This window comes from Pseudomonadota bacterium (assembly GCA_027624955.1).
Classification (GTDB): Bacteria; Pseudomonadota; Alphaproteobacteria; order UBA828; family UBA828; genus PTKB01.
Window position 1 is genome coordinate 98,136 of sequence record JAQBTG010000001.1, and the last position, 11,882, is coordinate 110,017.

Sequence of the window (11,882 nt, forward strand, 5' to 3'; positions counted from 1 at the left end):
AAAAGCCTCTCAATCTAACATTGGCGCTGCAGCGCGGGAAGCGCGGCAGCAACGAGCGCGGGAAGCGCCGCACAAGAATAGTCCGGTGGTGCTCCAGATCATGCCGGAGCTTGACGTGCCCGGCGGCACTGAGCGATCCACGGTGGAAATTGCCCAGGCCGTGACCGCTGCCGGGTGGCGCGCGCTTGTCGCTTCAGCCGGTGGCGCGATGGTGCGTCAGGTGGAGTCCGCCGGCGCCCGGCATATCCAACTGCCGCTGAAAAGTAAAAACCCAATCCAGATTCGTAAAAATGCCGGGCGTTTGGCCGAGTTGATCCGGTCCGAGAATGTGGATATCATTCACGCCCGCTCGCGCGCGCCGGCATGGAGCGCCTTGTACGCCGCACAAAAAACCGGCTGCCATTTCATTACCACCTTTCACGGCGCGTATGGCACATCCGGTGCGCTCAAACGGCACTACAACGCCGTTATGGTGAAGGGCGAGCGTGTCATCGCCAATTCCGAATTCACCGCTAATCACATCATCCACACCTATCCCATGGACCAGACGCGTCTCCGTGTCATTCGCCGCGGGGTCGATATCGCCATTTTCAGTACCGCCGCTGTCCCGCAGGCACGCCTCATCCAGCTCGCTGGGCAATGGCGCCTCCCCGACGGTAAATTCGTAATTATGTTGCCGGGCCGGCTCACATCGTGGAAAGGCCATGGCGTGTTGCTCGATGCGCTGACCCATCTCACCCGCGACGATTACGTTGTTGTCTTTGTTGGTGACGACCAAGGCCGCACCGATTATCGCAACCAGCTTGAGCGCCAGGTCGAGAAGAACGGCCTCGGCCATATCGTCCGCTTTGCCGGACCGTGCCGCGATATGCCGGCGGCCTATATGTCGGCGGATGTGGTGGTCAGCGCCTCCACCAAGCCGGAAGCCTTTGGCCGGGTGATCGTCGAGGCGCAAGCGATGGGCCGCCCCGTCGTCGCCTTCGATCATGGTGGCGCCAAGGAAACCATTCTCGAAGGTGAGACCGGGCTTTTGGTCGAGCCGGGCGATGCCGTTGCGCTCGCCCGCGCCCTCAACGCGGCGCTCGATCTTGATGTCGAGCGCCGTACATCGATGGCGCAAGTGGCGATCCGCCATGTGCGGGAAAATTTCACGCTCGAGAAAATGTGCGACGGCACACTTGCTGTTTATCGCGAAGTCCTGGCCGGCGAACCGCCGGCCACGAGCGACCGGTGAGCAGCACCGGCGGCGAAATTCTCGTCATCAAACACGGCGCGCTCGGCGATTTTGTGCTGTCGACGGGGCCATTCGCGGCGATCCGCGCGCACCACGCGCGAGCGCAGATTACGCTTCTCACCACCGCGCCGTTTGAAGAGATGGCCCGCCGCTCCGGGTATTTCGATCGCATTTGGTGCGATTCTCGGGCCTCGAAGTGGAACATTCCGGCATGGCTCGGTCTCTGCCGGCGTTTACGCGGCGCAGGCTTTAGCCGCGTCTATGACTTGCAAACCTCACGCCGCTCAACCTCCTATTACCGTTACTTTGCTGCGCCCCGCCCGGAATGGTCGGGTATCGCCAGGGGCTGCTCGCACCCGCATGCCAATCCAGAGCGCAATACCATGCACACCGTGGCACGCCAGCGCGAACAGCTCGCCGTGGCCGGCGTCGACGCGGTCGCGGCGCCGGATCTGTCGTGGCTGGACGGCGACATATCTGAACTCGCGCCGGCTGAGCCCTATGTTCTCCTGGTGCCCGGCGGCTCGGCTCACCGTCCCGAAAAACGCTGGCCGGCCGAGGCTTATGGCGAGCTGGCATCGGGTCTAGCTGGGACGGGGTATCTGCCGCTTCTGCTCGGCGCAGCGGCGGAGCGCCCTGTCTTGGCGGAAATCCACACCATCTGCCAGGCGGCGCGAAATCTTTGTGGGCGCACAGAGTTCAGCCAGATCGTCGCGCTGGCTCGCGGCGCCGTGGCGGCGGTCGGCAATGATACCGGGCCGATGCATCTCATCACCGCCGCCGGCTGTGCCGCCACGGTACTGTTTTCCGGTGCCTCCGACCCTGCCTTGACCGCCCCACACGGCCCCGCCGTTCATATTTTGCAGCGCCAGCGTCTGGCCGACTTGCCGGTGGCGGAAGTTCGCGCTTCGTTGACGTTGGCTTAACCATAATTGTGCAAGGCTTGCGTGGCTTGACAGGGGTTGCGCGCCTAGTAGAGTGCCGCCACTTTTACTGCGGTGTTTCCTGCGGTGTTCAGATTTACTGCGGCGTTCAGAATTAAAGAGGTCCATGCCCGAATTTACTTTGCCAGACGGCTCGACGCGCTCTTTCGAGAACCCGATAAGCGGGCTGGAGATCGCTGCCAGTATCGGCCCTGGCTTGGCCAAGGCGGCGCTTGTGGTGTCGGTCGATGGCGAATTATGGGATCTCTCGCGCGTCATCGAGAAGGACGCGGCAATCAGTATCGTCACCGCCAAGGACGCGGCGGGGCTTGAGGTATTGCGGCACGATACCGCGCATGTGATGGCCGAGGCCGTCAAAGAACTATATCCCGATACCCAAGTCACGATCGGCCCGGCCATCGAAAACGGCTTCTATTACGATTTTGCCCGCGCTCAGCCGTTTACGCTCGACGATCTGGGAGCGATTGAAGCGCGCATGGCCGAAATCGTCGAACGCGATGAGGAAATTACGCGTGAAGTATGGCCGCGCGACCGAGCGGTTGAATATTATAAAAACGCGGGCGAGCATTATAAGGCAGAGATCATTGCTGGCATTCCTGCGGATCAGGATGTCAGCCTCTACCGCCAGGGAAATTTCATCGATCTCTGCCGCGGGCCGCATTTGCCATCTACGGGGCGTATCGGCGCCTTCAAACTGACCAAGGTCGCCGGCGCCTATTGGCGCGGCAATTCCGACAACGAAATGCTGCAACGCATTTACGGCACTGCGTGGGCGACAGAAAAAGATCTCACAGCCTATCTGCACCGCTTGGAGGAAGCCGAAAAGCGCGATCACCGGCGCCTCGGCCGCGAGATGAATTTGTTCCATCTCCAGCAGGAAGCGATGGGCATGGTGTTTTGGCACCCGCATGGCTGGCAGCTTTACCGCACGCTGCAAACTTATATGCGCCAGCGCCTGGATGATGCCGGTTATGTCGAGGTGAAGACCCCGGAACTGATCGACCGCAGTTTGTGGGAAGCCTCCGGCCATTGGGAAAAATTCCGCGAGCACATGTTCACCACCGAGGCGGAAGAGCGAATTTTGGCATTGAAGCCGATGAACTGCCCAGGTCATGTGCAGATCTTCCGCCAGGGCATCAAGAGCTATCGGGATTTGCCGTTGCGCATGGCCGAGTTCGGCGCCTGCCACCGCTATGAGCCGTCCGGCGCGTTGCACGGCTTGATGCGGGTGCGTGGCTTCGTGCAGGACGATGCTCATATTTTCTGCACCGACGACCAGATCACGCCTGAGACCGAAGATTTTTGCGAACTTCTGATGTCGATATATCGTGATTTCGGCTTCGACGAGGTGCGCGTCAATTTTGCCGACCGACCAGCGATCCGGGTCGGCACGGACGATGTCTGGGATCGCGCCGAAGGGGCGCTGTTGGAAGCGGTCAAAGGCACCGGCCTTGAGGTCCAGCACAATCCCGGAGAGGGCGCGTTTTACGGCCCCAAGCTCGAATTCATCCTGCGTGACGCCATTGGGCGCGACTGGCAATGCGGCACGCTACAGGTGGATTTTGTTCTGCCCGAGCGGCTTGACGCTTCCTATATCGGCGAGGATGGCGAGCGCCATCGCCCGGTCATGCTTCACCGTGCGATCCTCGGCTCGCTCGAACGCTTCCTCGGCATTCTTATCGAGCATCATGCCGGGCGCTTTCCGCTCTGGCTGGCGCCGCGCCAAGTGGTAGTGGCGACCATAACCGCTGACAGCGACGCCTATGCCGGCCAGACGGTGGCGCGGCTCAAGGCGGCAGGGTTGAAGGCCGAAGTGGATTTGCGCAACGAGAAAATCGGCTACAAGGTGCGCGAACACAGCGTCGCCAAGATTCCCGTTATTCTCGCCGTCGGTGGACGCGAGGCAGAGAACGAGACCGTCGCCATGCGGCGTCTCGGCAGCAAGGAACAAGAAATACTTGCGCTGGATGAGGCCGTGGATAGACTTCAAAAAGAGGCAGCAGGACCTCTGGCGCGAGCGAATTAGCTGAACTATTGAGCTACCGGGCCGGAGAATTCTATTCTGCGGCCTTTTATTGTTGAGCAATAGAGAGGGGAATAAAATCGTAAGACACACCAGTTTAGTCCCGCCGAAGCGCAGTGGACCGCGCGTGAATGAATATATCGCTGTAGACAGCGTCCGTCTTATCGACGGTGAGGGTGAGCAGGTCGGCGTCGTTGCCATAGACCGGGCCCTCGAAATGGCCGCCGAAGCTGGCTATGACCTGGTCGAAATATCGCCCGGCGCAGAGCCACCCGTTTGCAAGCTGATGGATTACGGCAAATTCAAATACGAAGCGCAGAAAAAAGCGGCGGTCGCGCGCAAAAAGCAAAAAACCATCGACATCAAGGAAGTGAAATTCCGTCCCGGCATCAGCCAAGCAGATTATGACGTCAAACTCCGTAATATCCGGCGTTTTCTCGACGACGGTGATAAAGTGAAGATCACCTTGCGTTTCCGTGGCCGAGAAATGGTGCATCAGGACCTCGGCATGAAAGTTTTAATGCGCGTACGCGACGATCTTGAGGACATCAGCAAGGCCGAGCAAATGGCGAAAATGGAAGGCCGGCAAATGACCATGGTGGTGACTCAAAAATAACCGCCGGTCAGTGCAGCCCGAGCAAATTTTTTAATGAGCCTTTCCCAGCCCGGTATCCTCGCACCCTTGCCTTCGCAATCCCGTTATATGGAGTTTATGCTGGCGCCCGGCGCCGACGCGCTTGCTGTTTTGCGCGGCTTCGCATCGCGTCCGTTCGATACGGATGCGGTGATTGGCCTTGGCTCCGGTCTTCTCGGCGGATTGGCGTTGCCGATTGAAGGACTGCGCCCGTTCCCCGGGCTGCATAGCGCGGCCGGCGACATACCCTCGACACAAGCCGATCTCTGGCTCTGGCAGCGCGGCGATGACCGAGGGCGCATTTTCCATCTGGCGCGCGCGTTTGCGCAGCTTGTGGCGCCGGCGTTTCGCTGTGCCCGTGTAGTGGACGGTTTCATATTTGACGGTGGCCGCGATCTAACCGGCTATGAAGATGGCACCGAGAACCCCGAGGGCGATTCCGCCAGCGCTGCGGCGATTCTCAGCGCTGCGGGCCCCGGGCGCGACGGCTCCAGTTTTGTAGCTGTCCAACAGTGGCGCCACGATTTTGATGTGTTTGAGGCCTTCGCCGAGGGCACACGCGACGATATCATCGGCCGGCGCCTGCAGGATAATGTCGAACTTGATGACGCGCCGGCTTCGGCCCATGTCAAACGCACGGCGCAAGAAAGTTTCACGCCCGAAGCCTTTGTCCTTCGCCGGTCGATGCCATGGGTAAACGGCGACGGGGCAGGGCTGATGTTTGTCGCTTTCGGAAAATCTTTCGATGCGTTCGAGGCACAATTGCGCCGCATGGCCGGCGAGGATGACCAAATTTGTGATGCGCTTTTTCGTTTCACGCGCCCGATGTCGGGCAGCTATTTTTGGTGTCCGCCAGTAGTGGCGGGAAAATTAGACTTCAGTGCCCTGGGTCTTTGAGCGCAACCCGCTCCGCCGCTTGCATTTTCGCGCCACTCTGGCTACATACTGGCCCCTCGCAGAGGCGGCGCGGCTTAAGGCATGCCCAACCGCCCAGATTAGTCGCTCGTGGCCGCCATCCCTGACAGTATGGGGCGGGTGGAGCCGCAATGAAAAAGAGAGAAAGAGACCGAAATGCCTAAACTTAGGACGAAAAGCAGCACCAAAGGGCGCTTTACGGTGACCGGCAGCGGAAAATTACGCCGTGGCCACGCTAAACACCGCCATGGGCTGTCGAAACAATCCAAAAAAGTGCGCCGCAGTCACCTCGGGCTCACCGTGATGGACAAAACCAACTCACCGGCGGTAAAGCGCTGGATGCCTTACCTTTAAGGAGATCCGGCTATGGCAAGAGTCAAAAGAGGCGTTACTTCACATGCCCGTCACAAAAAGATCCTGGCCCGTGCCAGCGGCTATCGTGGCCGGGCAAATTCCAATTTTCGCGTCGCCATTGAGCGCGTTGAAAAGGGCCTGCAATACGCCTATCGCGATCGGCGTGCGCGCAAGCGCGATTTCCGCGGGCTTTGGATTCAGCGCATAAATGCTGCCGCTCGCGCGCATGAAATGACCTATTCAAATTTCATTCACGGCCTGTCTGTGGTGGGTATCGAGATCGACCGTAAGGTTATGGCGGATCTTGCCGTGCGCGAACCCGAGGCCTTTGCGGCCCTGGTGGAACAGGCGCGCGCCGGTCTCGCGAAAGCCTAGCAGCGGCCCCGCGAGGGACTGACGCCCGCTCGCGGCGGGCGCCGGAGGAAATAGCCTTGCAGGATTTGGAAGCCCTAAAAGCTGAAATTCTTGTATCGTTCGAGAAATCGGGGGATGCGGCGGCGCTCGACGTCGCGCGCGTCGCAGCGCTCGGCAAGAAAGGCAGCTTGACCGCGCGCATGAAATCCCTCGGCGGACTCGATCCCGAGGCGCGCAAAACTGCTGGTCAAACGCTCAACCGCATCAAAGATGAATTGATCGATGCGCTCGATGCGCGCCGCGCCGCGCTTGAAGGTGGCGCCCTCAATGCGCGCTTGGGCTCGGAAAAAATCGACATTACCCTCCCGATTCGCCCCGAGACTCAGGGCCGCATCCACCCGATCAGCCAAGTGCTCGATGAAATGGTGGCGATATTTGGCGATATGGGTTTTTCCGTCGCTGAGGGGCCGGACATCGAGGATGATTTCCATAATTTCACCGCCCTCAACATCCCGCCCGAGCATCCTGCCCGGCAGATGCACGATACCTTCTATTTCCCCGAACGCGAGGACGGCTCGCGGCTGTTGCTGCGCACCCACACCTCGCCGGTGCAAATCCGCACCATGAAAGCGGGTGAGCCGCCCTACCGCATCATTGCGCCGGGCCGTACCTATCGCTGCGATTCTGACATCACTCATGCGCCGATGTTTCATCAAATCGAAGGGCTTGTGGTCGATGAGCACACCCATATGGGCCATCTCAAAGGCTGCCTGATCGATTTTGCCAAAACCTTCTTCGAGGTGGCCAATCTGCCGGTGCGATTCCGCCCAAGTTATTTCCCGTTCACCGAACCTTCGGCGGAAATGGATATTGGCTGCGCGCGCGACCGCGGGGTGTTGCGCATTGGCGAAGGCGCCGACTGGATGGAGATTCTCGGCTGCGGCATGGTCAATCCGCGGGTGCTGGATATGTCCGGCGTCGATTCTACGCGCTATCAGGGTTTCGCCTTCGGCCTTGGCGTCGAGCGTTCGGCGATGCTGAAATATGGCATTCCCGATCTCAGAACCTTTTACGACGCCGATGCCCGCTGGCTGCGCCATTACGGCTTCGCCGCCGGCGACGTGCCGAGCCTGGTCGGTGGTCTCACGCGATGAAGTTCACGCTTTCCTGGCTCAAACAACATTTGGAAACCGACGCTTCGGTCGAGGTGCTGAGCACCTGCATGACCGCCATCGGCCTCGAGGTTGAGAGCGTCGAGGACCCGGCGCAGAAGCTCGCGCCTTTCATCATCGCTCATGTCGTCGAGGCGGTGCAGCATCCTGACGCCGATAAGCTCCGGCTATGTACCGTCGATACCGGTAGTGAAACAGTACAAGTAGTGTGTGGCGCGCCCAATGCGCGTACCGGCATGAAAGGCGTTTTCGCGGCCAGCGGCAGCACCATTCCGGGCACCGGCTTGAAGCTCAAGCCGACCAAGATTCGCGGCGTTTTTAGCAATGGCATGCTGTGTTCCGAGCGCGAAATGGGCCTTAGCGACGAACATGAGGGCATCATCGATTTGCCTGCGGATGCGCCGGTGGGCCAGCCCTTCGCCGCCTATATGGGGCTCGACGATCCGCTATTCGATATTGCCATCACGCCCAACCGAGCCGATTGCCTCGGCGTCTTCGGCATCGCGCGCGACCTTGCCGCCGCCGGATTGGGCCAGCTCAAAGCGCCTGATCTCTCGGCGATTTCGGGCGCTTTCATGAGCCCGCTCGATGTCCGCCTCGAATTCTCAGCCGAAGCGGAAGATGCCTGTCCGCTCTTCGTCGGGCGCTATATCCGCGGCGTTAAAAACGGCCCGAGCCCCAAATGGATGCAGGACCGTCTGCTTTCCGTTGGCCTCAGACCGATCTCAGCGCTGGTGGACATGACCAATTTCGTCACCATCGATCTCAACCGCCCGGTGCATGTGTTCGATGCCGACAAAATCTCGGGCGATCATCTATGGCTTCGCACCGGCTGCGCCGGCGCCAAGTTCGATGCGTTGAACGGCAAAGAATATGAACTCGATAGCGAGATGACTGCGATCGGTGATGAAACCGGTGTCTTAAGCCTGGCCGGCGTCATGGGCGGCCAGAGATCGGGCTGCACCCACGATACCGCCAATGTCTTTATCGAAATCGCGCTCTTCGATCCGGTGCGGACGGCCGCCACGGGGCGCAAGCTCAACCTTGAATCCGATGCCCGCCACCGCTTCGAACGTGGTGTCGATCCGGCCTTTGCCGAACCCGGCATGGAGGTCGCGACCCGCCTGGTGCAGGACATGTGCGGCGGCGAGGCAAGCGAATTGGTGATTATCGGCGCGGCGCCTGAATGGCGCCGCGAAGTCACTTTCCGCCCCTCCCGTGTCCACACCTTGGGCGGCGTCGAGCTCAGCGAAATGGCCTGCGAGGCAGTGCTCGGCAAACTCGGCTTCCAATCGCACGAGGTCGGTTCCGATCATTTGGCGGTCGAGCCGCCATCGTGGCGCGGCGATATCGTCGGCGAAGCTGATTTGGTGGAAGAAGTGCTGCGGGTACACGGCTTTGACAATATCCCCGCAGTCTCCCTGCCGCCGTTAAAGGCGCGTGCCGGCTCCGTCATTGAACTGCCGCGACGGCGCATGGGATGGGGGCGCCGCGCTCTGGCCGCGCGCGGTATGTCCGAGGTGGTAACCTGGTCCTTCATGGCAAAGGCTCAAGCCGATCTGTTCGGCGGCGCGCTGTCGGGCCTGACCCTCGCCAACCCGATCAGCAGCGATCTCGATGTCATGCGTCCCTCGATCCTACCAAATCTGGCCATGGCCTGCCGCAAGAACGCCGATCGCGGCTTCGCTGATATGGCGCTGTTTGAGGCCGGGCCGCAATATTCTGGTGACTGCGCAGAACATCAACACCGTGTTGTGGCCGGCGTGCGTTCGGGTCAGGCTGAGGGCAGAAACATGTATACCCCGGCACGTGACGTCGATGTATTCGATGCCAAGGCCGATGCGCTGGCCGGACTCGCCGCCGCTGGAGCTCCGGTGGCGAGCCTGCAAACCCAAAACGGCGCACCGGACTGGTACCATCCCGGGCGCTCGGGCACTCTCGCCCTCGGGCCCAATCTACTCGGCTATTTCGGCGAGTTGCATCCGTCTGTCCTGGCCGCCCTCGACATTGATCTGCCGTTGGTGGCGTTCGAGTTATTCATCGACGCCATCCCGGTGCCCAAGGAAAAGGCAGGGCGTACCCGCGCGGCGCTGAACAATTCTGATTTTCCCACCGTTGAGCGTGATTTTGCCTTCGTCGTCGACGTCGATGTCTCGGCTGAGCAGGTCATCCGCGCGGCGCGCGGCGTCGACAAAAAGCTGATCACCGATGTTGCATTATTTGATCTCTACGCCGGTGAAGGTGTTGGCGAAGGCAAGAAGTCCCTGGCCATCGCCGTCCGCCTGGAGCCGAGCGATCGCACGCTCACGGACGCCGAGATTGAGACGTTGGCGACAAAGCTAGTCGACAACGTCAAAAAACTCACCGGCGGAGAGTTGCGCGGCTAATTTTATGGCGTCTCAGTTGACGCGCTTTCACATATTGTATTCATGACACAAATGACCGATCTCGCGCATATCCGTAATTTCGCCATCATCGCCCATATCGATCACGGCAAATCGACCTTGGCTGATCGCATGATCGAAATGTGCGGTGGCCTGCAGAAGCGCGAAATGACCAGCCAGGTTCTCGATTCGATGGATATCGAGCGTGAGCGCGGCATCACCATCAAAGCGCAAACTGTGCGCCTTAGCCACAAGGCGAAGAACGGTGAGACTTACACCCTCAATCTTGTCGACACACCCGGCCATGTTGATTTCTCCTATGAGGTAAGTCGCTCACTCGCAGCTTGCGAAGGCTCGTTGCTGGTTGTCGACGCGACCCAAGGAGTCGAGGCGCAAACCCTCGCCAATACCTATCTCGCCGTCGATGGCGGGCATGAAATAATTCCCGTCTTGAACAAGATCGATCTCGCGTCGGCCGAGGTGGAGCGCATCCGCCAGCAAATCGAGGATGTCGTCGGTATCGACGCCAGCGACGCGCTATCCATTTCCGCCAAAACCGGAGCCGGCGTTGCAGATGTGCTGGATGCGCTGGTCGAACGCTTGCCGGCACCGGAAGGCGATGTTGACGCGCCGCTAAAGGCGCTGTTGGTCGATAGTTGGTACGATCAATATCTCGGTGTGATGATTCTGGTGCGCGTGCAGGACGGTATTGTGCGCAAAGGTATGCGCATACGCATGATGGGACTCGGCTCGCTGCATGAGATCGAGCGTGTCGGCGTTTTCACCCCCAAGATTGAGATCGTGGCGGCGCTCGGGCCGGGCGAAATTGGCTTCATCACCGCCAGCATCAAAACAATTACCGACTGCAATGTTGGTGACACCATCACCGAGGATCGCCGCCCGACCGCCGAACCTCTGGCGGGATTTAAGCCCAGCGTGCCGGTCGTATTCTGCGGCCTATTTCCCGCTGATTCCGCCGATTTCGAGCGCTTGCGCGAGAGTTTGGGCAAGCTCACTCTCAATGATTCGAGTTTTCATTACGAGGCTGAAACTTCTGCAGCGCTCGGCATGGGTTTCAGCTGCGGCTTTTTGGGCCTGTTGCATCTCGAAATCATTCAGGAGCGGCTGGAGCGCGAATTCGATCTCGACCTAGTGGCCACCGCGCCAAGCGTGGTCTACCGCCTGACCACCACAGCCGGTGAAACCTACGAACTGCACAATCCCGCGGACATGCCCGATCCGACCAAAATACGCACCATGGAAGAGCCCTGGATCAAGGCCAACATCATGGTACCGGATGAGTATCTCGGGCCGGTCCTCGCACTTTGCGAGCGGAAGCGCGGAGAACAAGATACGCTGACTTATGTCGGCAACCGTGCCTTGGTGTCTTACCGCCTGCCGCTCAACGAAGTGGTTTTCGATTTTTATGACCGGCTAAAATCTCATTCGCGCGGCTATGCCAGTTTTGATTACCAATTGGATGAATACCGCGAAGGCGATCTGGTGAAAGTAGGCATCTTGATCAATGCCGAGCCGGTGGATTCGCTCTCGATGGTGGTACATCGCGGTCAGGCGGAATCACGTGGCAGGGCCCTGTGTTTGCGTCTCAAGGATCTGATACCGCGCCAGCTCTTCAAGGTCGCCATTCAGGCGGCAATCGGCGGCAAGGTGGTGGCGCGCGAAACCGTGAGCGCGCTCCGTAAAGACGTGACCGCGAAATGCTATGGCGGTGACATCACGCGTAAGCGCAAATTGCTTGATCGGCAGAAGCGCGGCAAAAAGCGGATGCGCCAATTCGGCAACGTGGAAATCCCACAAGAAGCCTTTCTCGCAGCCCTCAAAATGAGCGAAGATTAAGCCCTTCCACC

General features: G+C 59.8%; 10 protein-coding genes. All 10 read left to right on the forward strand.

All coding sequences use genetic code 11. The features are described from left to right. The first annotated feature begins 85 nt into the window (after window positions 1–85). On the forward strand, window positions 86–1,234 hold the full coding sequence (locus O3A94_00485; protein ID MDA1354724.1) for a glycosyltransferase family 4 protein: 1,149 nt from the start codon (window positions 86–88) through the stop codon (window positions 1,232–1,234). Next, a complete protein-coding gene (locus tag O3A94_00490) occupies window positions 1,231–2,160 on the forward strand; it encodes a glycosyltransferase family 9 protein (GenBank protein MDA1354725.1) in 930 nt (309 codons plus the stop codon). Before O3A94_00485 ends, O3A94_00490 begins: the two co-directional genes overlap by 4 nt. A 124-nt stretch (window positions 2,161–2,284) precedes the next feature. Then, entirely contained in the window at window positions 2,285–4,204 is a 1,920-nt protein-coding gene (gene thrS / locus O3A94_00495) for a threonine--tRNA ligase (protein MDA1354726.1), read from the forward strand. A gap of 124 nt (window positions 4,205–4,328) precedes the next feature. After that, window positions 4,329–4,817, forward strand: a complete 489-nt coding sequence (gene infC, locus O3A94_00500) for a translation initiation factor IF-3 (GenBank protein MDA1354727.1) — start codon at window positions 4,329–4,331, stop codon at window positions 4,815–4,817. A gap of 33 nt (window positions 4,818–4,850) precedes the next feature. Beyond that, window positions 4,851–5,732, forward strand: coding sequence for a Dyp-type peroxidase (locus O3A94_00505; GenBank protein ID MDA1354728.1), 882 nt, complete (start codon window positions 4,851–4,853; stop codon window positions 5,730–5,732). A gap of 174 nt (window positions 5,733–5,906) precedes the next feature. After that, window positions 5,907–6,104, forward strand: coding sequence for a 50S ribosomal protein L35 (locus O3A94_00510; GenBank protein ID MDA1354729.1), 198 nt, complete (start codon window positions 5,907–5,909; stop codon window positions 6,102–6,104). A gap of 12 nt (window positions 6,105–6,116) precedes the next feature. Continuing rightward, window positions 6,117–6,479: a 50S ribosomal protein L20 gene (gene rplT, locus O3A94_00515; GenBank protein ID MDA1354730.1), complete on the forward strand. Its 363-nt coding sequence runs from the start codon at window positions 6,117–6,119 to the stop codon at window positions 6,477–6,479. A gap of 56 nt (window positions 6,480–6,535) precedes the next feature. Next, a complete protein-coding gene (gene pheS / locus O3A94_00520; protein MDA1354731.1) occupies window positions 6,536–7,612 on the forward strand; it encodes a phenylalanine--tRNA ligase subunit alpha in 1,077 nt (358 codons plus the stop codon). Next, window positions 7,609–10,017 (forward strand): phenylalanine--tRNA ligase subunit beta, encoded by a 2,409-nt coding sequence (gene pheT / locus O3A94_00525; protein MDA1354732.1) that lies wholly within the window; start codon window positions 7,609–7,611, stop codon window positions 10,015–10,017. The genes pheS and pheT overlap by 4 nt, the downstream gene beginning before the upstream one ends. Window positions 10,018–10,068: 51 nt before the next feature. Then, window positions 10,069–11,871, forward strand: a complete 1,803-nt coding sequence (gene lepA, locus O3A94_00530) for a translation elongation factor 4 (GenBank protein ID MDA1354733.1) — start codon at window positions 10,069–10,071, stop codon at window positions 11,869–11,871. Window positions 11,872–11,882: the final 11 nt, after the last annotated feature.